We start from the raw sequence: 22,566 nt of genomic DNA, 5'->3' as shown, positions 1-22,566 counted from the left end.
CCGCAGGAAACGAGGTGGCGATGGCCCCCACCGATCGCACGACGACCCCGTCCGGCCTCTCGCCGGACCGACTGTGGCGGCGCGGCCTCGACCGCTATCCGGACACCGCCGCGCGCTACCGCTACCTGGCCGTGGCGGTGTTCGTCACGATCGTCCTGTACTACGAGCTGTACGTCGCGGGCGGCGTCGCCCCGCTGATGCTCGCGCACTTCAAGATGTCGTTCATCTACTACGTCGACATCCTGGTGCTGTCGAACCTGGTCGGCGCGTTCGGGTCCCTGGCCGCGGGCGTCGCCGACCGGTGGGGCCGCGCCAACCTCGTGACGTACGGCCTGCTGGCCACCGGCGTCCTCGCGATCCTGACGCCGGCCGCGCCGAACAAGGCGACCTTCGCGGTCTTCGCCATCCTGTCCGGGCTCGTCGAGGGCATGTGCCTGGTGGCCACCCCCGCGCTCGTCCGCGACTTCTCTCCACAGATCGGCCGCGCCTCGGCGATGGGCTTCTGGACGCTGGGCCCGGTGATCGGCAGCCTGGTCGTCAGCTTCGTGGCCAACCGCACGCTGCCGCACTTCGACGAGTCCTGGTCCAGCCAGTACTACATCGTCGGCGTCGTCGGGCTCGTGGCGTTCGCCGTCGCGCTGTTCGGCCTGCGGGAACTGCGGCCGGGGCTGCGGGACCAGGTGATGGTGAGCATGGCGGACCGCACGCTGGTCGAGGCCCGCGCCGCGACCGCCGAGCGCGAGGCCGACCTGCGCAACCCCTGGCGGCAGATGCTGCGCCTGAACATCCTCGCCCCCGCGCTCGGCGTCAGCGTGTTCCTGCTCATCTACTACACCGCGGTCGCGTTCTTCACCATCTACCTGACCTCGAACTTCGGCCTCACCACCGCGAAGGCCAACGGCGTCAACAGCTGGTACTGGGCGATGAACGCGATCTCCCTCGTCATCGTGGGCGTGGTGTCGGACCGGCTGCGGGTGCGCAAGCCCTTCATGGTGGGCGGCACGGTCCTCGCGGTGGTGATGACGTACGTGTTCATGACCCGCACGACCCATCCGCACACGAGCGCGTCGACCCTGATCTGGATCATCAGCCTGCTCGCCGTCGGCCTCGGCGTGGCGTACACCCCGTGGATGGCGGCGTTCACCGAGACGGTCGAACGGCGCAACCCCGCGCTGACCGCCACCGGCCTGGCCGTCTGGGGCTGGACCCTGCGGATCGTCGTCTGCGTCGCCTACTTCGTCCTGCCGTACGTGGTCGGCGCGATGGACACGCTCACGCGGGCGCCGGAGATCCTGGCCGCCGCCAAGAAGGTGCCGCCCGGCACGCCCCCGCCGCCCGCGCTGCTGCAGGAGCTCGGCAAGCTCAAGAAGGCGGCGGCCGACGGGCCGCACCAGTGGCAGCACTGGTGGTGGATCTGCATCGCCGCCGAAGTGGCCTTCGTCCTCCTGATGCTGCCGCTGGCGGGCCGGTGGAGCCCCAAGGCGGCCCGCGCCGACGCCGAGGCGCACGAGCGCGAGGTCGCCCGGCTCACCGGCTCCGCGGGATGACCGACGGAACCACCGGGGCCGCCGGCACGTCCGTACTCATGATGCTCACCAGTGATCAGCGAGACCGGGCGGCCGGCGTGCTCCTGGGCGCGGCCTGCGGAGACGCGCTCGGCGTGCCGTACGAGTTCGCCGAGCCCCTGCCGGAGACCGCCGTGCCCGAGATGGTCGGCGGCGGGCTGGGCCCCTACGCGCCCGGCGAGTACAGCGACGACACCCAGATGCAGGTCTGCGTGGCCGAGGTCGCCGCGTCAGGAGCCGACCTGCGCTCCGAGGAGGCGCTCGACGGCATCGCCGAGCGGTTCCTGCGGTGGTTCCACGGCGGCGCGAGCGACGTCGGGCTGCAGACGGCCGGCGTGCTGGCGGCCACCGCGCGCGCCGACGGGCTCTCCCGCGCCATGCGGGAGGCCTCGGCGGACCTGCACCGCAAGACGGGGCGCACGGCCGGGAACGGCTCGCTCATGCGGACCGGCGTCGTGGCCCTGTCCTACCTGGCCGACCCGGAGGGGCTGGCCGAGGCCGCGCGGCTGGTCAGCTCGCTGACCCACTTCGACGATCTGGCGGGCGACGCCTGCGTGCTGTGGTGCTCGGGCGTACGGCGGGCGGTGCTGGACGCGACGCTCGACGGCGTACGGGAGGGCCTGGACCTGCTGCCCGCCGAGCGCCGTGGCCACTGGGCGGCCTGGCTCCGCGACGCGGAGACCGGCCCGCCGTGGCGTTTCAGCCCGAACGGCTTCGTCGTGCCCGCGCTGCAGGCCGCCTGGTCGGCGGTCACCTGCACCGGGAGCCTCCCGGACGGCCTCGTCACCGCGGTCCGCGTCGGCAACGACACCGACACGGTCGCGGCCATCGCCGGGGCGCTGCTGGGCGCGCGGTACGGCCTGTCCGCGGTGCCGGCCGAGTGGCGGGCCGCGGTACACGGCTGGCCCGGTCTGCGCGCCGACGACCTGGTGAGCCTGGCCCGCCGCGCGGCCGAGCCCGAGCGGGCCGCCGGCTAACCCTTCCACGCGGCGGAGCCGGAGGCGGCACGCCGACAGAATCCCCTGGCCCGTCCGCGCGGCGGAGCCGGCGCTCCGGCGAATGCCCTAGCCCGTCCGCGCGACGCCGCCCGGGCGAGGACGACGTGGCCCGCCTTGGTGGGACTCGTCGTGCCGGCGGGCGAGGCGCAGGGCGTACTCGCGCGGCGACACTCCGAGCCGCCAGGTGCACACCGCGCAGGCCAGGTGGTCGTTGGTGGTCTGGTCGTCGTGGACGATGTCGACCACGCCTATCCGCAGGTTCTCCACGGCCCGCACCGTACACGGAGCGTGTCCGGTCGATCCACTTCCGTCATACCGCGTGTCCGGCGGGACGGCGGGTCAGCGGACGACGACGCGCACCTCGACACAGTTGCCCTCCGGGGTGCTCTTGGAGCTCTTTCGCCACAGGTCGTCGGTGCGCATCAGAGACCCTCCAGGATCGTGCCGATGAGATCGATGGACTCTTCGGGAGTGGCGCTGATGACGCTGAGACGGTCCATGGCGAGGGTGTACCGGTCGATGTCCTCGCACTTGTCGAGGTAGAGGGCGTTGCCCAGCTGCTCGACGTATACCACGTCGGGCAGCTGCGGGTCGGCGAACCGCAGGATGGTGAACCCGCCGGGCGCGGCGTGCAGCGCGCCGGCCGCGAACGGCGTGACCTGGAGCGTGAGCCCCGGCTGCTTGGCCACGGTCATGAGGTACTCCAGCTGCCCGCGCAACACCGCGGGGCCGCCGACGGGACGGCGCAGCGCCATCTCGTCGATCACCGCCCACAGCCGCAGCGCGCCTTCGCGGAAGCGCCGCTGCCGCGTGGCCCGCAGTGAGACCCGGCGCTCCACCTCCTCGGGCGGGAAGTCGCCCAGGGAGATGACGGCCGCGGCGTAGTCCTCGGTCTGCAGCAGGCCGGGGACGAACTGCGGCTCGTAGGTGCGGATGCGGGCCGCCGCCTGCTCCAGCCCGATGTAGGACTGGAACCAGGAGGGCAGGACGTCGCCGTAGCTGTGCCACCAGCCGGGCTGGTTGGCGCGGCGGGCGAGCGTCAGCAGCTGGTCGCGCTCCTCCTCGTCGGTGATGCCGTACCGCGACAGCAGGATCGCGACGTCCGCCTCCTTGAAGCCGCTGCGGCCGAGCTCCATCCGGCTGATCTTCGACTCGGATCCGCCGATGGCCCTGGCGGCCTCGGCCGAGGCGACTCCGGCCTTGTCCCGCAGCCGGCGCAACTCCGATCCGAGAAGGATGCGGAGCGCCGTGGGGCCGCTCGCTCCAGCGTTCGCCATGACCTCGACCTCCCTCGCGGCGGATCCCCGAGTCTCGCACGACCGGCCGGGGACCGTCGCGATGCAATCCCACCTCCCAATGGGCTTGCATCCTCAGCGTCGTGACGCGATGCTATCCCATAGCTGGATGCAATCCCATTGTCAGCCGTGGCCAGGCATGTGATGGTGATGTGGGCGATCCTGTGGCCGCCCTACGGTCGTCCGTGTTCGGCGGCGGATTCCCGGATCCAGCCGCCGGGCACGGACGTTCATGGAAGAATCAGCCGCCTCCGACATCCCGGCGATGAGGCTCTTCGTGACCGACGACGACCGGCAGGACGAGTTCCGGCCCGACATCCCCAGCCCGGCGCGCGTGTACAACTACATCCTCGGCGGCAAGGACCACTATCCCGCCGACCGCGTCGTGGCGGAGAACACCATGGCGGCCCTGCCGAGCGCGCGGGACGCCGCCCTGGAGAACCGCGGGTTCCTCCGCCGCGCCGCCCGCCATCTCGCGGCCGAGGCGGGCGTCCGGCAGTTCCTCGACATCGGCACCGGCCTGCCGTCGTACGGGCAGGTCCACGAGATCGTCCAGGAGATCGCACCCGAGTCCCGGATCGTGTACGTCGACAACGACCCGGTCGTGCTCGCCCACGGGCGGGACATGCTGCACGGGGTCGACGGCACCGCGATCCTGCGCCACGACCTGCGTGACCCCGAGGGCATCCTGGCCGATCCCGCGCTGCGCCGCCTGCTGGACCTCGACCGGCCCGTCGCGCTCCTGCTCGTCGCGGTCCTGCACTTCATCGCCGACGACGAGGACCCGTACGACCTGGTCCGCCGGCTCATCAAGCCGCTCCCGGCGGGCAGCCACCTGGTGATCTCCCATGCCACCGACGACGGGGACGACGAGGTCGAGACGGCCCTGAAGGACAACTACAAGACCTCGAGTTCGGCCCACGTCCGTACGCACGCCCAGGTCGAGGCGTTCTTCGCGGACCTGGAGCTGATCGAGCCGGGCGTGGTGTGGACGCCGCTGTGGCGTCCCGACGAGGCGTCGAGCCCGCTCCGGGATACCCCCGGCCGTTCCGTCTGCTGGGCCGGGGTCGCCCGCAAACCGTAGAAGCGGTCTCCCGGAAGGGGCTTTTCTAGAATGGCGTTCGGATCGTAGGCTCCGGTCCGGAGGTGCGGATGAAGAGTGTGGATGAGGTCAGGGCCGAGCTGACCGCGCCGGGGCAGCTGTTCGAGATGGAAGAGGTGGACATCCGCGGCACGGCGACCCGTGTCTGGAAGTACGCTTCCCCGTCCCTGCGCACCGTCCTCGAGAACAGCCGCGGGCACGGCGACAAGACGTACATCGTCTACGAGGACGAGCGCCTGACCTTCGAAGAGCACTTCCGGCACGCCGCGACCTTCGCGCGCCGGCTCACCGAGCGGTACGGCGTGCGCAAGGGCGACCGGGTCGCCATCGCCATGCGCAACCGCCCCGAGTGGTTCGTGGCGTTCTGGGGCGCCGCGGCCATCGGCGCCGTCGTCGTCCCGCTGAACGCCTGGTGGACGGGGCCGGAGCTGGAGTACGGCCTGCGGGACAGCGGCGCTAGCGTGCTGGTGGCCGACGAGGAGCGCGCCGGCCGGCTCACGGACGTCCTGCCGGACCTCGGCCTCGCCGTGATCGTCGTACGGGGCGACGGCACGCCGCCGCCCGGCGCCGACGCGTACGACACCGTGCTCGGCGAGGTCACCGAGACCGCTCTCCCGGCCGCCGAGATCGGCCCGGAGGACGACGCCACGATCTTCTACACCTCCGGCACGACGGGACGGCCGAAAGGCGCGCTCGGCACGCAGCGCAACATCACCGGCAACACCCTGAGCCTGGCGTACGCCATGCTGGGCGCCGGCCTGCAGGCGGGCGGCCGGATCGAGGAACTGGCCAACCCCCGGCAGCGCATCACGCTGACGAGCCTGCCGCTCTTCCACGCGACCGGCTGCCACACGGTGCTCGTGGCAAGCGCGGTCCTCGGCAGCACCATCGTCCTGATGCGCAAGTGGGACGCCGAGCGCGCGCTCCAGCTCATCGAACGCGAGAGGGTCACGGCGTTCGGCGGGGTGCCGACGATGGCCTGGCAGCTGCTGACGTCCCCCGAGTTCGACAAGTACGACACCTCCAGCCTCGGGTCCGTGTCGTACGGCGGCTCGCCCGCACCGCCCGCCCTGGTCGAGAAGATCAAGGAGCTGCTCCCCGACCGCGTCCCGAGCAACGGGTACGGCCTCACCGAGACGTCGGCGGTGACCACGTACAACAGCGGGATCAACTACCTGACCCACCCCGACAGCGTCGGCCCGCCGGTCCCGGTGTGCGACGTCAAGGTCGTGGACCCGGCGGGCGCGGAGCTGCCCGTCGGCGAGGTCGGCGAGCTCCTCGTCCGCGGGCCGAACGTCATCAAGGGCTACTGGAACGCCCCCGAGGCCACCGCCCGGTCGTTCCGCGACGGCTGGTTCCACACCGGGGACCTGGCCCGTGTCGACGCGGAGGGATTCGTCTACATCGTCGACCGGGCCAAGGACATGCTGATCCGCGGCGGGGAGAACGTCTACTGCGCCGAGGTCGAGTCCGCCATGTACGACCACCCCGCGGTCGCCGACGCCGCCGTGATCGGGGTGCCGCACGAGGCGCTCGGCGAGGAGGTCGGCGCGGTCGTCTGCCTCCGCCCCGGCATGACGGTCACGCCGGAGGAGCTGCAGGCGTTCCTCCGCGAGCGGATCGCGTCGTTCAAGGTGCCGACCCACATCTGGTTCCGCGAGGGAGAGCTGCCGCGCAACCCCGCGGGCAAGATCCTGAAGACGAAGCTGCGCACCGAACTGGTCGGCTGAGACGGCTCCGCCGCCGGCGCGGACGGACCGCGGAGCCGGCCGGCCGACACCACCGCGCCGCCGGCACGGACGGACCGCGGAGCCGGCCGGCCGACACCACCGCGCCGCCGGCACGGACGGACCGCGGAGCCGGCCGGCCGCGGGGACCCCACCGTCGGCGCGGACGGGGCGGCCCGGGCGAACCGGACCGCGCGCCGTCCGCACCGGCGACGCGGAGTCACCCGCGGCGAAGGGTCACCGGCGGCAGTGCGCGGTCCGCGTCGCGCGTGGTTGGAAGGGCAGGAAGCGCTCGGCGCGGTGCGGGCGCGCCGGGATCTCGGTGGCCTCCAGCGCCAGCATCCGGTCGAAGCGGAAGGCGCGGATGTGCCGGCGCAGCCGGCACCAGCCGACGAGGTACCAGTGGTCGCGGTGGACGAGGCAGGTCACCGGCTCCACCTCGCGGACCGTGACGTTGCCCTTGGCGTCGACGTAGTGCAGGCGGACCACGAGCCGCGCGGTGATCGCGCTCGCCGCGGTCCGTGCCCGGTGCGCCGTCGCCGGGTCGAGTGGGCGGGCCAGGGTGTCGAGTGTCGTGCCGACGGTCTCGGCCGGGTCGAGATCGTCGAACAGGCGGCGCAGGGCCCGGCGGGCCGTGGCGGCCTGCGGGCCGGCGCCCAGGTGGGCGAGCGAGAGGGCGAGGGCCGCCACCTCGGGGGCCGGAAGTGGGGGACGGGTACGGCTTGCGAGCGTCGCGTTCTCGGCCATGGTTCGATCATACGTTCGAACACTGACATTGTGGAGTGGCCGTTCACCGCTTCTCCTGCGGCCCCGCCGTGCGGCCCCGCGCGGTACGTTCCGTGGCGTCACCGCACGACGGAGACCGGGAAGATCCAGCGCCGACTAGTCCGCGAGAGCCTCGGTGGAGGCGACGGCGTCCCGGCCGCCCGGGGCGAGGACGGGCACGGAGGCGCCGACACGGGGCGCCTCCGAGCGTGAGCGCGCTACCCGATGCCGGGCGAGGGGCGCCTCCCCGGACACGGTGGTCCCGGCGCGACGCGGCCTGCGACGTGAGTGCGGTGCCCGATGCCGGCCGATGAGGCTTTCACTTTGGGTGGTGCTGCTCGAGACGACGACGACGGCACCGACGATGACGAGCAACAGGCCGGGCAGGGTCGAAGGCTCCGGCTTCTGACCCATCCACAGCCACGCGATGACCGTGGCCACCGGCGCCTCCAGCAGGAGCAGCACGCTCGTGGTCGTCGCGGATCCCCTGCCGAGGGCGAAGTTCAGCGAGCCCAGGCCGAGAAGCTGGGGAAGTACGAGCATGCCGAGCACGGCGATTTCGGTGTGCCGGTCGAAATGCATGAGCGGAGTACCGGTCACCAGGCAGGTGACCAGCAGGCCTGTCGCGCACACGAAGGAGCTCAAGGTGGAGTACAGCGGCGTACTCAGCCCGCCTCGTGCGCGCTCGCTGAGGGCGGTGTAGCCGGCCAGTGTCAGGGCGCCCGCCAGGGCGAGGAGATCCCCGAGCAGCGCGTTACCGCCTGATCGGATGTCGATCCCGCTCGCGGTGACCGCCCCGATCACGGCCACGCTCAGCCCGATCCAGATGCGACGCGGCAGGCGTTGCCCCTGCACGACCGCGATCAGGGCCTGCCAGACGGGCTGGGTGGCGACGAGGGCCGTCGACATGGCAACGGACGTCAATTTGGCGCTCGACATGAACGTGGCGAAGTGCGCCGTCAGGCAGAGGGACGCCAGGACACCGAGTGCCATGAATCGGTACTGCTCGCCGCGTACCATGCGACGCTCGCCACGGTACATCCGGTGGAACTCGCCACGACGAAGCGCGGTGACGATCGCGACGCTCGTCGTGAGCCCCAGGCCGTTCCTCCAAAACGCCAGGGCGAGGGCGGGTGCCGCCGCGTAGGCCGTCAACGGAGCGGTGGCCGAGAAAGAGCAGACGGTGACGACCACCGCTGCCACGTACGGTGGATCGATCTTTGCCTTCATGCCGCCGGAAATCCTGTCGACGCACACATTGATATGGCCGAAGAACGCGACAACATTCGCACATGAGCTGCCATTGGAAATGCTCCCCGAAACCGCGATGAAGCGTGAGCGCGTCCAGGCTAGTTCGCGGCGAACGGTCGTCGTGGGGTGCATTCCCGCACTTAGGCATATGGATAGGTATATGACTAGGCATACGGCCACGTGCGGCTAGGTATACGCCGGTTTCCCGGCGATGGTTCACCCGATCCGCAGAAGCGGCTCCCTGTGCGGCGCCACCCGTCGTCGCGGAACGCGGCCGGTCAGCCGGCCGCGAGTTCGCGCCAGCGCCGCTGGGCGACGGCGTGCCACTCGTCGTGGCGGGCGTCGAACAGCTCGCGGGCCTGGGCACCGACCCAGCCGGCCGGCAGCAGGGCCGGCGGCAGCCGCGGGTCCAGGAAGGGGAAGCGCCGCCACTCGTGGACGAGCCGCGCCTGCGCCAGCAGGATCGACTCGGGCGACGCGGGGCGCAGGGCGCCGAACTCGTCGATGAACGCCTCGTACTCGGCCGCGACCCCGTCCAGGTCCCACGCCCGCTCGACCATCGCCCGCTCGCTGCCGACCCCGGCGAACCGCGCGGTGAACGACATCGCGCCGGCCTGCAGTCCGAGGCCCTCGATGACCGACCGCGCCTCCGCCTCACGCGCCGCCGACGGCGCGATCCACATGCCCGGGCCGGGCGATCCAAAGCCGGCCCAGCTCAGCTTCGTACGGAGCTGGTGCCGGAGGCGGCGCTTGGACTCGGGGACGGAGACGTAGACGATGAGCCAGACGCCGTCCCAGGCGGCGGCCTCGGCGCCGAAGCCGTAGATGCGCTCCGCGCCCTCCGTGAGCAGGTGCCGCCCCGGAGGGGTGAGGGACCAGCGGACACTCCGCCCGACGCGTTCGGAGGTGAGCCATCCGTCGGCGGCCGTGCGGGCGAGCGCCTGCCGCGCGGACTTCTCCTCCACCCCGAGTTCGTCGAGCACCTCGACCAGCGTGGACGTCCAGACCGGCTCCTGGTACCGCAGGACGAACTCGCCCAGTAGGGTCAGCAGCAGAGAACGTGCGCTCGTCTCGCCCAGGGCATGCCGTCGGGTCAGCGTGGGTCGCGGAGCGGTCACCCATAAATTCTACATAAATCAGCGCCAAATCCGCGCTTTCGTCGAACATCCGCCACCAAGAAGACACCGGCCGGGCGCCGACCCGTGGCCGGCGCCCGGCCGGCGCGGTCACTCAGCCCGTCAGTCCCGGCGGGCGGCCACCGGGCCTCCCGTCACGAAGGGGCCGGCCAGCGCCGGTGTCCGCCGCACGACTCCGCCGAATTCTCGCGTCACCGGCTGTGCGGGCGCGCCGGAGCCTCCATGAGGAGGGCGGGGTCGTTCATGACGCGTTCGACGACGAGCGCGGCGGCGCCCAGGGCGGCGGCGTCGCCGCCCAGGCGGGAGACGGTCAGGCGGGGCGGCGCGTGCCGTACGACGCCGGTGCCGCCGCCGAGCGCCTCCTCGACGGCCGGGGACGCCCACGGGGCGAGCGCGGAGAAGATGCCGCCGAGCACGATCGTGTCCGGGTCGAACAGGTTGACCGCCGCGGACAGGGCCTGGCCCAGGGCCTCCCCCGCCCGGCGCACCGCCGCCAGCGCCGGGCCGTCGCCGTCGCGCAGGAGCGCGACCAGCGCGGCGAGCGGGCCGTCGGGCCCGGCGGTGGACGTCCCGACGGTGTCCGGGATGCCCGCCGCCCGCAGGATCGCCTCCTGACCGGCGACCTGTTCCAGGCAGCCCCGGCCGCCGCACGCGCAGGGCGGCCCGGCCGGGTCGACGACGACGTGGCCGAGCTCGCCGGCGAACCCGTGCGCGCCGCGGAACACCCGGCCGTCGACGACGATGCCCGCGCCGACGCCGATCTCGCCCGAGACGTGAACGTAGGAGCCGAGCTCCGGCCCGTGGCCGAACCACAGTTCGCCGAGTGCGGCGAGGTTCGCCTCGTTGTCCTGGTCGGCGGGCAGCGCGAGGGTCGGCAGGCCGCCGGCCAGCAGCTCCCCGGCCGCGACGTCGCGCCAGCCGAGGTTCGGGGCGGTGCGCACGCGGCCGCCCGCCCGGTCGAGCGTGCCCGGCAGCGCGACCACGGCGCCGGCGACCGTCAGGCCCTGGTCCCCCGCCGCGGCGATCGCCCGCTCGGCGAGGTCCGTCAGCGCGCCGATGACGCGCTCGGGCGCGCGTCCCCGGTTGTCGGCGGCGACGATGTGCCGGTGCCGGATCCGCCGCCCGAGGTCGAGCACGCAGGCGGCGAGGTAGTCGACGTTGACCTCCAGGCCGAGGCCGGCGACGCGGTCGCCGTTGACCGACACGGCCGTGGCGGGGCGACCGCGCTCGCCGTCGCGCACGGGCCCGTCCTCGCGGACCAGGCCCGCGGCCTTCAACGCGGCGACGAGACTGGATACGGTGGTCTTGGTGAAGCCGGTGACGTCGGCGAGACGAGCGCGGCTGACCGGCTGGCGGCGGGAGATCTCGCCCAGCACCACGGCCAGGTTACGGGCCCGCATGGTGCCGTGCCGGACGGGCGTGATCTCATTTCGCATGTTCACAGACTAATCATGCAACCCCTCCCCTGTTGACACCGGGCACCTGCGGGTTTTAATTAGTCCAGAGCTTGAACGAAATGAGGAGACGAGATGTTCGAACCCACCCCTGAGGACAAGTTCACCTTCGGGCTGTGGACCGTCGGCTGGCAGGCGCGCGACCCGTTCGGTGACGCGACCCGGCCGCCGCTCGACCCGGTGGAGTCGGTGCACCGGCTCGCGGAGCTCGGCGCCTACGGGGTGACGTTCCACGACGACGACCTCCTCGCCGTCGAGCCCGACCGGGACAAGGCGATCGCCGCCTTCCGCAAGGCGCTCGACGAGACCGGCCTCAAGGTCCCGATGGCGACGACGAACCTGTTCACCCACCCGGTGTTCAAGGACGGCGCGTTCACCTCCAACGACCGCGACATCCGCCGGTACGCCCTCCGCAAGGTCATGCGCAACCTCGACCTGGCCGCCGAGCTGGGCGCCAAGACGTACGTCTTCTGGGGCGGCCGCGAGGGCGCCGAGTCCGACGCCGCCAAGGACGTGCGGGTCGCCCTCGACCGGTTCCGCGAGGCCATCGACACCCTCGCCGGGTACGTCACCGACAAGGGCTACGGCATCCGGTTCGCGCTCGAGCCGAAGCCGAACGAGCCGCGCGGCGACATCCTGCTGCCGACCATCGGCCACGCGCTGGCGTTCATCGGCTCGCTGGAGCACGCCGACATGGTCGGCCTCAACCCCGAGGTCGGGCACGAGCAGATGGCCGGGATGAACTTCGTCCACGGCATCGCCCAGGCGCTGTGGCACGGCAAGCTCTTCCACATCGACCTGAACGGCCAGCACGGCCCGAAGTACGACCAGGACCTGGTCTTCGGCCACGGCGACCTGAAGAGCGCGTTCTTCCTCGTCGACCTGCTGGAGAACGGCGGGTACGACGGGCCGCGCCACTTCGACTACAAGCCGACCCGCACCGAGGACTTCTCCGGCGTGTGGGCCTCGGCCGCCGCGAACATGCGCACCTACCTCATCCTGAAGGAGCGCGCGCGGGCGTTCCGCGCCGACCCGGAGGTGCAGGAGGCCCTGGCCGCCTCGCGCACCGACCAGCTCGCGGTGCCGACCCTCGCTGAGGGCGAGACCTACGAGTCCCTGGCGCAGGACGACTTCGACGTCGAGGCCGCCGCCGAGCGGGGCTACCACTACGAGCGCCTCGACCAGCTGGCCGTCGAGCACATCCTCGGCGCCCGGTGAACCGCGTCCTGACGGCGCCGTCCCGGGGGCGGCGATGAGTCTCGTCGCGGGGGTCGACTCGTCGACCCAGTCCTGCAAGGTCGTCGTCGCCGACGCCGAGACCGGCGCGGTCGTCCGCGCCGGTCAGGCGCCGCACCCGGACGGCACCGAGGCGGACCCCGCCGCCTGGTGGGACGCGCTCGGCCGCGCCACCGAGGCGGCGGGCGGCCTGGACGACGTGGCCGCGATCGGCGTCGCGGCCCAGCAGCACGGCATGGTCTGCCGTACGGAGACCGGCGAGGTCGTCCGGCCGGCGCTGCTGTGGAACGACACCCGCTCGGCCGGCGCGGCCCGGGACCTCGTCGAGGAGTTCGGCGGGCCCGCCAAGTGGGCCGACGCGGTCGGCAGCGTGCCGGTCGCGTCGTTCACGGTGACCAAGCTGCGCTGGCTGGCCCGGCACGAGCCGGAGGCCGCCGCCCGTACGGCGTCGGTGTGCCTGCCGCACGACTACCTCACGTGGCGGCTGACCGGTGAGTTCGTCACCGACCGGGGTGACGCGTCCGGCACCGGCTACTGGTCCCCCGCCACCGGGGAGTACCGGCCGGACCTGCTGGAGCTGGCGCTCGGGCGGGTGCCGGAGCTCCCGCGCGTCCTCGGCCCGGCCGAGGCCGCCGGGCGTACGCCGTCCGGCGCGCTCGTGTCGGCCGGCACGGGCGACAACATGGGGGCGGCTCTCGGGCTGGGCCTGCGGCCCGGCGACGTGGTGGTGTCCCTGGGCACCTCCGGGACGGTGTTCACGGCGGCGGAGCGGGCGTCCGCCGACCCGGCGGGTGACGTCGCCGGGTTCGCCGACGCGACGGGCCGGTTCCTGCCGCTGGTCTGCACGCTGAACGCCGCCCGGGTGCTCGACGCCGCCGCGGCCCTGCTCGGCGTCGACCACCAGGAGGTCTCCCGGCTCGCCCTGTCCGCGCCGCCCGGCGCGGACGGCCTCGTCCTCGTGCCGTACCTGGAGGGCGAGCGCACGCCGAACCGGCCGGACGCCACCGGCTCGGTGCACGGCCTGCGCCTGGCCACGTCCACGCCGGCGCACCTGGCCCGCGCGGCGATCGAGGGCATGCTGTGCGGCCTCGCCGACGGGCTGGACGCGCTGCTCGCCCAGGGTGCGCGGGCCGACCGGGTGCTGCTCATCGGGGGCGCCGCCCGTTCGGAGGCCGTACGCCGCATCGCGCCGACCGTCTTCGGCCGGCCGGTGCTGGTTCCGCCCACCGGCGAGTACGTCGCCGAGGGCGCGGCCGCCCAGGCCGCCTGGGCGCTGTCCGGCGCGGCCGAGCCGCCGCGCTGGGAGCGCGCGGGCCTGGAGACGTACGAGGCCGACGCGGTCCCGTCGATCCGCGAACGGTACGCCGAGGCCCGCGACCACATCCTGTCCCGCTGATCGGTACGACGGCGGTCCCGGTGCGGCCGGGCCGCCGTCGTCCTCGATGGGCGGGCGCCGTGGAGGCTCCGCCGCTCTGCCACCGGCGGAGCCTCCGCTTCACCGACCGGGCGGGATCAGGCCGGCCTCCCGGGCGAGGATGGCGGCCTGGACGCGGTTCTCGAGGCCGAGCCGGGTGAGGATGCGGTTGACGCGGCTCTTCACGTTGGCCTGGGTGAGACCGAGCGCGTCCGCGATCTGGGCGTTGGACAGCCCGCGGGCGATCAGGATGAGCACCTCCCGTTCGCGTTCGGTGAGCGCGTCGAGGCGTCCCCGGTGGTCCGGCGCCGGAGCGGGCGTGCCGGGGACGAGGCCGGTGGGCAGTGCGGTGAACGCGCTGATGAGCCGGTGCGTGACGCTCGGGGCCAGCATGGCCTCACCGCCGGCGACGACCCGGATCGCGTGCGCGAGCTGGTCGGGCGGGCTGTTCTTCAGGAGGAAGCCGGAGGCGCCGGCGCGCAGGGCCGCGTGCACGTACTCGTCCAGGTCGAAGGTCGTGAGCACGAGGATCCGTGGCGGCGCGTCCTCGTACGGCCATTCGGTGAGGATGCGGCGGGTGGCCTCGACTCCGGTCGTCCCGGGCATGCGGACGTCCATGACCACGACGTCGGGCCGCAGGCGGGACGCGGCGTCGACCGCCTGGTCGCCGTCGGCGGCCTCCCCGACGACGCACAGGTCCTCGCGGCGGTCGATGACGGCCCGCAGCGCCGCCCGTACCATCTCCTGATCGTCGGCGAGCAGCACCCGGATGGTCATCGAAGCTCCTGGAGCGGAAGCGTGGCGTGGACCCGCCACCCGCCGTGCGGGCGCGGACCGGTGTGAAGGGTCCCATCGAAGGCCGTGACGCGCTCGCGGATGCCGAGCAGCCCGCGGCCGGATCCCGGGACCGGCCGGTGGCCGGCGGCGGCCGGGGCGTTCTCGACCTCGATCGTCAGGCCGCGGTCGCCGATGCGCACGGCGACCCGGACGTCGACGGGACCGGCGTGCCGGAAGACGTTCGTGACCGCCTCCTGCAGGATCCGGTAGGCCGAGACCTGGATGGCCGCCGGCACCGCGTCGGCCGGCGCGTCGAGCGCCGCCGTGACGCGGCAGCCGGTCGCCTCCGCCGCCTCGATGAGGCGGTCGACGTTGCGCAGGGACGGTTCCGGGCCGACGCTCTCGGGCTCGGCGGCGAGCAGGCCGAGGATGCGGCGCATCTCGACCAGCGCGGTGTCGGCCGTCTCCGCGATGCGCGCCACGCCCCGCCGGCCGAGCCGCGGATCGTCCTGAACGATCTCCTCGGTGGAACGCGCCTGCACGGCGATCGCGCTGACGTGGTGCGCAACGACGTCGTGCAGGTCACGGGCGATGCGCGCCCGCTCCGTGACGACGGCCTGACGCGCGTTGATCTCCTGCTGGGCGCGGAGCCGTTCGTTGAGGTCCCGGAGCCGGCGGGCGTCGAGGTCGATCCGCCGGGCGCCGTACCCCAGGAGCCAGGCGACGAAGAAGTACGCGACGAAGGTCGTCGCGGTGATCGGTTCGATGGAGTCGAGACGTGGTGGTCCGGACCGGCCGGTGAGGAGGTCCGCCGTCACCGCGACGGCGAGGGCCGGCAGCGTCCACGCCAGGCTCGCCCGTGCCGAGGCCCGGCGGGCGACCGCGAACACGCCGAAGATCAGGAAGTACGGGCCCGGTGTCTTCCCCGGGACCGGGTCGGCCGCCTCGAACACCGCGAAGGCGATCGTCATCGCCGTCAGCACCAGACGCGGGCGGCGCCGCCGCCAGAACAACGGAACGGTCTGCAGCCCCCACATCACCAGGCCCGCCACGCTCGGCGCCGGTGTCCTGGCCGACAACGTCACCACGTCGAACGTGGTGAGCCCACCACCGAACGCCAGGTCGGTCAGCCACGGCCTGCCGGTCAGCCATCCGCGTGTCCGGCGCAGGCCGGCCGTCATATATGTCGTCATCTCTGACCGCAACGGTATGCCGTTCACGAGGTCACGTACTCGTCCTCACGGCCGCATCCAAAGTTGCGCGGATCGCCGAGGAATCGGCGAAGAGGACGAGGCGGCGGGCGGACGCGCGCTCGTAGCGTTCTGAGCACGGCCGGTGAACGGCGCTCCCGCACGGCGTGCGGACGAACCCTCCTGAGAACGGAAGTCACGAGATGGACGATGCCCGGCGCAAGACGCCGACGTGGGCGCGGTACGCGCTCCTCATCCTGGGAACCGCCGCGATGCTGTTCGCGGTCGGCGGCCGATGGGACATCCCCCTCGCCGCCTGGATCTCCCCGGTGCTCCTGCTGCGCTTCGCCCGTACCGGCCGCGCGTGGTCGGCGGCCCCGTGGATCCTGCTCGCGAACCTCGCCGCGGCCGTGTTCTGGATCGACGAGTCGGCGATGGGCTTCAACGCCGTCATCATCGCGGGAGCGGCCGCCCTGAGCCTGTTGCAGACGCTGCCGTTCCTGCTGGACCGGCTGCTCGCCGGCCGGCTGCGCCCGTGGATGTCGGTGCTGACGTTCCCCGCCGCGGTCGCCGGGTCGGAGTTCCTCATCACGCTGCTGTCGCCGTTCGGCACCGCGTACGGTTCGCGCGCCGTCACCCAGTACGGCGACCTGCCACTGCTGCAGGTCACCTCGATCATCGGCTCGTACGGCATCGGCTTCCTGATCGCGTGGGCCGCCAGTGCCGTCAACCGGTTCTGGGAGCGGCCCTCCCGGCGGTCGGCCCGCAGCGCCGTCGTGTACGTGGCCGTGCTGTCCACGGTCCTCCTCTGCGGCGGCGCGCGGCTCGCGTTCTCGCCCGGCGGCGGGGCGACGGTCCGGATCGCCGGGATCAGCCCGAGCCGGGAGGCGACCGAGGCCCTGCAGGCGGCGCTCCAGCGGATCCCCGGTGGCCGCCGTGACGTCGCCGCCGCCCCACCCTCGGCGGTCCGGCCCGCCATGACGGCCGTGGAGGACGACCTGCTGGCGACCACCCGGCGCGAGGCCGAAGCCGGCGCCCGGATCGTGGTCTGGCCCGAGGAGGGCGTCAAGACGCTGGAGGCGGACGAGCCCGCTGCCATCGCCAAGGCTCGGCAGGAGGCACGCACGTCGGGCGTCTACCTGGAGATCGGCCTCGGCGTGTACAGCACGGCCGCCCCGGCCTACGGGCGGGACGAGACCGTCTTCATCGGCCCGGACGGGCGCGTGCTGTGGACGTACCAGAAGGCCCATCCCATTCCCGGCTCGGAGACGTTCACGCCGGGAGACGGACGCGTGCCGGTGGTCGACACGCCGTACGGCCGGATCGCGAACGTCATCTGCTACGACGCCGACTTCCCCGACCTGATGCGCGTACGGGCGGACATCATGCTCGTGCCCGCGCACGACTGGCGGGAGTACGGCCGGGCGCACACCCAGAAGGCTTCGCTGCGCGCGATCGAAGGCGGGTACGCGCTGGTGCGCCAGGACGCCGAGGGCCTGTCCGCCGCCTTCGACGACAAGGGTCGCGTCCTCGCCGCCGGCGACTACTTCACGACCGACCGTCAGACGATGGTGGCCGACGTGCCCACCCGCGGCGTCACCACCGTGTACGACCTGGTCGGCGACGCCTTCGCCTGGCTCTGCCTCCTCGCCGTCGCCGCGCTGACGATCCTCGGGATCGTCCGCCCGTACCGCCACGTGCCCGGTGACCGCCTTCGGGTCCGTCGCCCAGGTGACCTCTCGGCGGCAAAGCGGGGGTAACCATCTGCACCAAGAGCCGGCGCAGCGCTATCCCCAGCCGGTCATCGGGTATGTAGCTGAGCACGCCGGATGTCCGGGCACGAAACGTTCCGCCATTGCACAACGGCTGACTCCGCAGAAACGTCTCGTTCAGCGCGTCTGCGAAAGGAAGGGCTTATGAGAGCAAAGACCGCACGCCGTCCCCTCGCCCTTATCGGCTTTGGCCTCTTCATGACTCTCGGCATGTCGATGAACACCGGCGCGGAAGCGGAACAGTATTTCCAAGGCGCACAGGTCTTCGCCCTGCCCGGCGACAACAACCATATCGCAAACGGTCATCATAACGTTAGCAACAGCACCATCCGAAGTCCCACGCGCCTGCACGGGATACAGCAGGTCGCTGACGCGAACGCGCTCGCGAGGGTCGGCCGCAATAATGCCATCTGCAGGAAGCGGCGTTTCTGTAATATCCAGCAGCGAGTGGTCATCATCGGCCGCTGAACGGACCTTCTCGGCCGACCCGCCGCACGGGCGAGCCACCGCCCCACCTCCCACTCGTTGCCCGTCGGACGCCGCCATCACACGGACGGCGTCCGCCCCAGCCGCATCGTCGACCAGACGAATCCACTTTGGGCCGGGTTTTGCCCAGACAAGGGACTACTTTGGTGTTCGGGGACGGCAAAGCCGGGCAGTGAGGTCATGTCTGCGGGAACCAAGAACAAACAGTGAGTTTCTCTCGGCCGAGATCGGGGGAGCCGTGGCGGCACCGCCTCGATGCGGGGACCGGCGTCACCGAGTGCACGGCAACGGTGATCGAGATGGCGAAGACACTGTCGGAGTGGCTTGCTTCCGACGTGAAGAAGTACCAGAGCAAACCCGTCGAATGGCTTTCGCAATATTTCTTCTTCCGGGACCCGCCGCGACCGATGTATGCGGACAGCTCTTATTTCTTCTCGCCGGCCGACGGAGTGGTGCTGTATCAGAAGACCGTGCCGCCCGACGAACCGCTGGTGATGATCAAGGGTAAGCCTTATACGCTACGGTCCGCCTTCCGGAACGAGCAGTTCGACCAGACGTGCCTCGTCACCGGGATCTTCATGACGTTCTACGACGTTCACGTGAATCGGGTGCCGTACACCGGACGCCTGTCCTATCGACTGCTCGACCCGATCGACACATTCAACCATCCGATGCTCGAGCTGGAACACCGCATACTCGCCGACCTCGAGATCCCGAATCCGCCGGGACTCTATCTGCAGTACAACGAGCGAGTGCTGAACCGGGTCGACGCCTTCGAACTCGGACAGTCGTACTACATCCTGCAGATCGCCGACTACGATGTCGATTCGATCACTCCATTCGAACTGCGACAGAACCAGCCCTGCCATCAGGGTGCCCGCTTCTCGCAGATCCGCTACGGATCGCAGGTCGACTTGGCGATCCCCCTCTCGGCGGAGTACGACTTCGTCCCACTTCAGGAATCGGGCGTGCACGTGGAGGCCGGCATCGATCCAGTCGTCGCCGTACGCAAGAAATGAGCCGACGAGCCAGAGTCCGGGTGTAAGCGATGACCACCGTCCCGAGTGCGGATTCACCACCGAGGAACCCGACGCAGCTGAATCGACCGGCATTTCTCATGAACGCGCCCTTCTCCTATGCCACCAAAGCCGTGAACAACGTCTGGATGGAGGAGATCGAGGACGGCAAGCGGGAGCCGGACATCACCCAGGCGATGATCCAATTCCTCAACCTCTACGGATTCATCGCCTCGGAGGCGCTGGTGTACCTGCTTCCCACGCCCCAGGGCAGAGACCTGCAGGATCTGACGTTCACCGCCAACATCGGCGTCGTACTCGAGCACACGAGCGACCGCAACACGGTCGTCCTGTCGAACTTCACCTCGGAGCCACGGCGCGGCGAGACCGACGTCGGACGGCGTTTCTTCGAATCAATGGATTACAACGTCCATGTGCCGGAGACGAAGTTCGAGGGCGAGGCCGAACTCAAGTACCTGTATGACAATGTTTATGTCGGCGGCTACGGTATTCGCTCGCAGGCGGAGACCTACGATTGGATGGCTGAGAGGTTCGGCATGAGGATCGTCAAGATGCCGATGACCGATCCCTACCTCTACCATTTGGACTGCACGGTCTTCCCGATCACCAAAGAGCAGACCCTCGTCTGTGTCGAAATGTACGATCACCCGGAGATCTCTGAGCTGGAGAGGTACACCGATATCATCGACGTACCGTCGAGCGCGGCCCTCGCCGGGATATGCAATTCGGCACGACTGAACAACACCATCCTCAACGGCTCACATATCCAGCATCTGAGGGCGGGGACCGAGGAATACGACGAGGAGGCGGCGAAGAACCGGCTGCTCGAGGACATCGCCGCGAAGCTCGCCTTCGAAGTCACGTATTTCAATCTGACCGAATATCACAAGGGCGGCGCGTTGCTGTCCTGCATGGTCATGCACCTGAACCATCATTCATACGCCTTCCGGCTGCTCTGAGTCTCGGTCGCCGGCCGACCGTAGGGCGGAGACGGAGATGCGGCGCGATCAGAACGGCCAGGTCGACCGGAGCCCGGTGTCCGGCCGTCGGATCTGGGCCATCTCCCTCCCCCTTCTCCTCGCCGAGGTCGGTGAGGCGGTCATCCACGTCACCGACACGGCTCTGCTGGCGAGATTGGGAACCCTCCAACTCGGTGCGATCGCGCTCGCCGATGAGGCGCATGAGATCTGGCTCGCTCCCGCGGTCGGTCTGGCTCAAGGACTGCAGATACAGATCGCGCGCCGGGTCGGTGAGCGCCGGGGCGATGCCATGCTGGCGGCGTTCCGGCGAGGATTCGCCCTCACCGCCGTCCTCGGCGCGGCGCTCTCCATCGGACTCGCCCTCGCGGCGCCGCACGTCGGTGAACTCCTCGCCCCGCCGGGCCGCATGGGCGACGCGATCGGATCCTTCCTGCGCATCTCCGCCCTCGGTCTCTTCGTCGAAGCCCTGAATCTCGCCTACGGCGGCCTCGTGGTGGGAACGGCCCGAACGCGCATCCTCATCGTCGTGACCTCTCAGGTCGCGCTGACCAACTTCCTGTTCGGCTATGTGCTGATTTTCGGGCGGCTGGGACTTCCCGCGCTGGGCATGGACGGAGCGGCCTGGGCGTACGTGATCACCGAAGCGATCACGTTCGTCATCCTCAGCGGATACATACGGCGGAGGTACGGACCGTGGTACCGGCGTCGATCCGGGGCGCCGTCCGAAGCCGGTGGCGCACGCCCGCTCCTGCGCCTCGCCCTGCCGGTCGCCCTCGACGTGCTCCTCGACTCGACGCGCTGGCTGGCCTTCTTCCTGATCATCTCCCGGGTGAGCCAGGACATGCTCGCGATGTCGAACGTCGTCTACAGCGTCTTCAACGTGCTCATCCTCCCCACCGACGCCTTCCGCGAGACGGTGGTCTCGCTCGTGAGCAGACTGATCGGCTTCGGGCGGGGAAGCCGGATCGGGGCCTTCATGCGCGCGATCGTCCCCCGTGGCTACCTGGCGACACTGCCTCTCGCGGCAGTGACGTCACTCTTCCCCGGCATCGTGTTGTCGATCTTCGGCAGTGACGTGACGGGGATCGCGGGAGGCGAGACCGCGCTTCGGCTCGTCGCACTGTCCATGCTGCTCGTGGCGCCCGCGGAGATGTGGCTGGCGGTGCTGGAAGGCGCCGCCGCGACGGACACGGCATTGATCCTGAGCGTCGTGTGGACGGCGATCGTCCTCGGATGGGCGTACGTCGCCACGTCCGCCGGCCTGGACCTGCCGTACCTGTGGCTCGGGATTCCGGTCGGTTCCGCTGTGACGCTGGTCGCGGCCTATCTCTGGGTACACGGCGAGCACTGGCGTCACCGGAGCATCTGAGGGTGCGTCACCCCGCCGCCCCGGCCACCCCGGCGAAACGATCAGTGGCCGCCACGATCGCGTCGCGCATGCCGCCCCCGCCGTGTCCCGCGTCGTCGACCACGACGAGTTCGCCGTCCGGCCAGACCTGAGCCAGCTCCCAGGCCGCCTGCAGCGGGCTGCTGACGTCGAGACGGCCGTGGATCAGCACGCCGGGGATTCCGGCGAGGCGTCCCGCGTCGCGAAGCAGTGCCCCGTCCTCGAGGAATCCGGCATGGCGCCAGTAGTGCGTCACCAGCCGGGCGAAGCACATCCGGAAGGCCGGATCGTCGTACCGTGGATCGGGACGGTGGTCCGGAAGGACGGCCACGTGCGCGTCCTCCCACGCGCACCAGTCCTGCGCGGCCTTCTCCCGGACGGCGGGGTCGGGATCATGCAAGAGCCGGCTGTACGCCTCGGCGAGGCTGCCGTCCCGGTCGGCGGCGGGCACGCCGTCGCGGAACCGCGCCCACTGCTCCGGAAAGATCCGGCCGACGTCATGGGTGATCCACTCGACCTCCCGCCGCCCCGTCAGGGCGACCGCGAAGAGGATGAGCTCGCCGACCCGCTCGGGATGGCGTTCGGCGTAGGCCAGGCCGAGGGTGGATCCCCAGGATCCACCGAGCACCAGCCACCGGTCGATGCCCAGGTGGCCGCGCAGGAGTTCGATGTCGGCGATCAGATGGTCGGTCGTGTTGGTGCTCAGATCGACGACCGGGGCGCTCGCGTGCGGCGTGCTGCGGCCGCAGCCACGCTGATCGAACAGCACGACCCGGTAGGCCCCGGGATCGAAGTACCGGCGCCACCACGGCCCGCAGCCCGAGCCCGGGCCGCCGTGCAGCGCGACGGCCGGTCTGCCGTCCGGGTTGCCGCAGACCTCCCAGTAGACGCGGTGCCCGTCACCGACGTCCAGCATGCCCTGGTCATACGGCTCGGTCTCCGGATAGAGCACCGGATCTCATCCTCCTCTGGGCCTGGCGCCTGCGTCGCCCGA

At 71.2% G+C, this 22,566-nt stretch carries 20 protein-coding genes; 11 read left to right on the top strand and 9 right to left on the bottom strand.

Features of this window, described 5'->3' with window-relative positions:
* Window positions 1-20: 20 nt before the first annotated feature.
* Both NE234_RS33260 and NE234_RS33255 read left to right on the top strand, forming a co-directional pair.
* On the top strand, window positions 21-1,547 hold the full coding sequence (locus NE234_RS33260; protein ID WP_252784849.1) for an MFS transporter: 1,527 nt from the start codon (window positions 21-23) through the stop codon (window positions 1,545-1,547).
* Window positions 1,544-2,542, top strand: coding sequence for an ADP-ribosylglycohydrolase family protein (locus tag NE234_RS33255; protein WP_406567101.1), 999 nt, complete (start codon window positions 1,544-1,546; stop codon window positions 2,540-2,542). Before NE234_RS33260 ends, NE234_RS33255 begins: the two co-directional genes overlap by 4 nt.
* 87 nt (window positions 2,543-2,629) lie before the next feature.
* On the opposite strand, the gene NE234_RS33250 is transcribed toward NE234_RS33255, so the two are convergent.
* The gene (locus NE234_RS33250; RefSeq protein WP_252784848.1) at window positions 2,630-2,830 is read right to left on the bottom strand and encodes a hypothetical protein; all 201 of its coding nucleotides are present in this window, start codon (window positions 2,828-2,830) and stop codon (window positions 2,630-2,632) included.
* Window positions 2,831-2,985: 155 nt separating this feature from the next.
* On the bottom strand, window positions 2,986-3,840 hold the full coding sequence (locus NE234_RS33245) for a helix-turn-helix domain-containing protein (RefSeq protein ID WP_252784847.1): 855 nt from the start codon (window positions 3,838-3,840) through the stop codon (window positions 2,986-2,988).
* 250 nt (window positions 3,841-4,090) lie between these two features.
* Between NE234_RS33245 and NE234_RS33240 the strand changes: the two genes are divergently transcribed.
* Window positions 4,091-4,942: an SAM-dependent methyltransferase gene (locus tag NE234_RS33240; protein ID WP_252784846.1), complete on the top strand. Its 852-nt coding sequence runs from the start codon at window positions 4,091-4,093 to the stop codon at window positions 4,940-4,942.
* A 68-nt stretch (window positions 4,943-5,010) separates the two neighbouring features.
* On the top strand, window positions 5,011-6,690 hold the full coding sequence (locus NE234_RS33235) for a class I adenylate-forming enzyme family protein (RefSeq protein ID WP_252784845.1): 1,680 nt from the start codon (window positions 5,011-5,013) through the stop codon (window positions 6,688-6,690).
* A gap of 234 nt (window positions 6,691-6,924) precedes the next feature.
* Here NE234_RS33235 and NE234_RS33230 read toward each other — a convergent pair whose 3' ends face one another.
* The 4 genes from NE234_RS33230 to NE234_RS33215 all read right to left on the bottom strand — a co-directional run bounded on the left by NE234_RS33230 (window position 6,925) and on the right by NE234_RS33215 (window position 11,275).
* Window positions 6,925-7,434, bottom strand: a complete 510-nt coding sequence (locus NE234_RS33230) for a helix-turn-helix transcriptional regulator (RefSeq protein WP_252784844.1) — start codon at window positions 7,432-7,434, stop codon at window positions 6,925-6,927.
* 135 nt (window positions 7,435-7,569) lie between these two features.
* The gene (locus NE234_RS33225) at window positions 7,570-8,835 is read right to left on the bottom strand and encodes a DMT family transporter (protein WP_252784843.1); all 1,266 of its coding nucleotides are present in this window, start codon (window positions 8,833-8,835) and stop codon (window positions 7,570-7,572) included.
* A 146-nt stretch (window positions 8,836-8,981) separates the two neighbouring features.
* Window positions 8,982-9,821: a PaaX family transcriptional regulator gene (locus tag NE234_RS33220; protein ID WP_252784842.1), complete on the bottom strand. Its 840-nt coding sequence runs from the start codon at window positions 9,819-9,821 to the stop codon at window positions 8,982-8,984.
* 209 nt (window positions 9,822-10,030) lie between these two features.
* Window positions 10,031-11,275, bottom strand: a complete 1,245-nt coding sequence (locus tag NE234_RS33215) for an ROK family transcriptional regulator (RefSeq protein ID WP_252784841.1) — start codon at window positions 11,273-11,275, stop codon at window positions 10,031-10,033.
* 93 nt (window positions 11,276-11,368) lie between these two features.
* Here NE234_RS33215 and xylA point away from each other — a divergent pair, with 93 nt between their 5' ends.
* Window positions 11,369-12,511: a xylose isomerase gene (gene xylA, locus NE234_RS33210; protein ID WP_252784840.1), complete on the top strand. Its 1,143-nt coding sequence runs from the start codon at window positions 11,369-11,371 to the stop codon at window positions 12,509-12,511.
* Window positions 12,512-12,545: 34 nt separating this feature from the next.
* Window positions 12,546-13,925, top strand: coding sequence for a xylulokinase (gene xylB, locus NE234_RS33205; protein WP_252784839.1), 1,380 nt, complete (start codon window positions 12,546-12,548; stop codon window positions 13,923-13,925).
* A gap of 99 nt (window positions 13,926-14,024) precedes the next feature.
* Here the strand turns inward: xylB and NE234_RS33200 are convergent, their stop codons facing one another.
* Complete coding sequence (locus NE234_RS33200) at window positions 14,025-14,720, bottom strand: response regulator transcription factor (RefSeq protein ID WP_252784838.1); 696 nt, start codon at window positions 14,718-14,720, stop codon at window positions 14,025-14,027.
* Window positions 14,717-15,913: a sensor histidine kinase gene (locus NE234_RS33195; protein ID WP_252784837.1), complete on the bottom strand. Its 1,197-nt coding sequence runs from the start codon at window positions 15,911-15,913 to the stop codon at window positions 14,717-14,719. Before NE234_RS33195 ends, NE234_RS33200 begins: the two co-directional genes overlap by 4 nt.
* Window positions 15,914-16,113: 200 nt before the next feature.
* Here NE234_RS33195 and NE234_RS33190 point away from each other — a divergent pair, with 200 nt between their 5' ends.
* The 5 genes from NE234_RS33190 (at window position 16,114) to NE234_RS33170 (ending at window position 21,554) form a co-directional block, all read left to right on the top strand.
* Window positions 16,114-17,670 carry a nitrilase-related carbon-nitrogen hydrolase gene (locus NE234_RS33190; protein WP_252784836.1) on the top strand — a complete coding sequence of 519 codons (1,557 nt, stop codon included), beginning with the start codon at window positions 16,114-16,116 and terminating at the stop codon, window positions 17,668-17,670.
* Between the two features lie 156 nt (window positions 17,671-17,826).
* A complete protein-coding gene (locus NE234_RS33185) occupies window positions 17,827-18,150 on the top strand; it encodes a hypothetical protein (protein WP_252784835.1) in 324 nt (107 codons plus the stop codon).
* 317 nt (window positions 18,151-18,467) lie between these two features.
* Window positions 18,468-19,187, top strand: coding sequence for a phosphatidylserine decarboxylase (locus tag NE234_RS33180; protein ID WP_252784834.1), 720 nt, complete (start codon window positions 18,468-18,470; stop codon window positions 19,185-19,187).
* A 29-nt stretch (window positions 19,188-19,216) separates the two neighbouring features.
* Window positions 19,217-20,164, top strand: coding sequence for a dimethylarginine dimethylaminohydrolase family protein (locus NE234_RS33175; RefSeq protein ID WP_252784833.1), 948 nt, complete (start codon window positions 19,217-19,219; stop codon window positions 20,162-20,164).
* 37 nt (window positions 20,165-20,201) lie between these two features.
* Window positions 20,202-21,554 carry an MATE family efflux transporter gene (locus NE234_RS33170; protein WP_252784832.1) on the top strand — a complete coding sequence of 451 codons (1,353 nt, stop codon included), beginning with the start codon at window positions 20,202-20,204 and terminating at the stop codon, window positions 21,552-21,554.
* Window positions 21,555-21,561: 7 nt separating this feature from the next.
* Here the strand turns inward: NE234_RS33170 and pip are convergent, their stop codons facing one another.
* Window positions 21,562-22,524: a prolyl aminopeptidase gene (pip, locus tag NE234_RS33165; RefSeq protein ID WP_252784831.1), complete on the bottom strand. Its 963-nt coding sequence runs from the start codon at window positions 22,522-22,524 to the stop codon at window positions 21,562-21,564.
* Window positions 22,525-22,566: the final 42 nt, after the last annotated feature.

It is taken from the genome of Actinoallomurus rhizosphaericola (genome assembly GCF_024055675.1).
Taxonomy (GTDB): Bacteria; Actinomycetota; Actinomycetes; order Streptosporangiales; family Streptosporangiaceae; genus Actinoallomurus; species Actinoallomurus soli.
The sequence above is the reverse complement of the archived record's forward strand: the minus strand, read 5'-3'. Positions and strand labels throughout refer to the sequence as shown.

Bases quoted from the DNA above. Each gene is read 5' to 3' on its own strand.
- NE234_RS33260 (WP_252784849.1), top strand. From the start codon at position 21: ATGGCCCCCACCGATCGCACGACGACCCCGTCCGGCCTCTCGCCGGAC.
- NE234_RS33255 (WP_406567101.1), top strand. From the start codon at position 1,544: ATGACCGACGGAACCACCGGGGCCGCCGGCACGTCCGTACTCATGATG.
- NE234_RS33245 (WP_252784847.1), bottom strand. From the start codon at position 3,840: ATGGCGAACGCTGGAGCGAGCGGCCCCACGGCGCTCCGCATCCTTCTC.
- NE234_RS33240 (WP_252784846.1), top strand. From the start codon at position 4,091: ATGGAAGAATCAGCCGCCTCCGACATCCCGGCGATGAGGCTCTTCGTG.
- NE234_RS33235 (WP_252784845.1), top strand. From the start codon at position 5,011: ATGAAGAGTGTGGATGAGGTCAGGGCCGAGCTGACCGCGCCGGGGCAG.
- NE234_RS33230 (WP_252784844.1), bottom strand. From the start codon at position 7,434: ATGGCCGAGAACGCGACGCTCGCAAGCCGTACCCGTCCCCCACTTCCG.
- NE234_RS33225 (WP_252784843.1), bottom strand. From the start codon at position 8,835: ATGCACCCCACGACGACCGTTCGCCGCGAACTAGCCTGGACGCGCTCA.
- NE234_RS33215 (WP_252784841.1), bottom strand. From the start codon at position 11,275: ATGCGAAATGAGATCACGCCCGTCCGGCACGGCACCATGCGGGCCCGT.
- xylA (WP_252784840.1), top strand. From the start codon at position 11,369: ATGTTCGAACCCACCCCTGAGGACAAGTTCACCTTCGGGCTGTGGACC.
- xylB (WP_252784839.1), top strand. From the start codon at position 12,546: ATGAGTCTCGTCGCGGGGGTCGACTCGTCGACCCAGTCCTGCAAGGTC.
- NE234_RS33200 (WP_252784838.1), bottom strand. From the start codon at position 14,720: ATGACCATCCGGGTGCTGCTCGCCGACGATCAGGAGATGGTACGGGCG.
- NE234_RS33195 (WP_252784837.1), bottom strand. From the start codon at position 15,913: ATGACGACATATATGACGGCCGGCCTGCGCCGGACACGCGGATGGCTG.
- NE234_RS33190 (WP_252784836.1), top strand. From the start codon at position 16,114: ATGGACGATGCCCGGCGCAAGACGCCGACGTGGGCGCGGTACGCGCTC.
- NE234_RS33185 (WP_252784835.1), top strand. From the start codon at position 17,827: ATGAGAGCAAAGACCGCACGCCGTCCCCTCGCCCTTATCGGCTTTGGC.
- NE234_RS33180 (WP_252784834.1), top strand. From the start codon at position 18,468: ATGGCGAAGACACTGTCGGAGTGGCTTGCTTCCGACGTGAAGAAGTAC.
- NE234_RS33175 (WP_252784833.1), top strand. From the start codon at position 19,217: ATGACCACCGTCCCGAGTGCGGATTCACCACCGAGGAACCCGACGCAG.
- NE234_RS33170 (WP_252784832.1), top strand. From the start codon at position 20,202: ATGCGGCGCGATCAGAACGGCCAGGTCGACCGGAGCCCGGTGTCCGGC.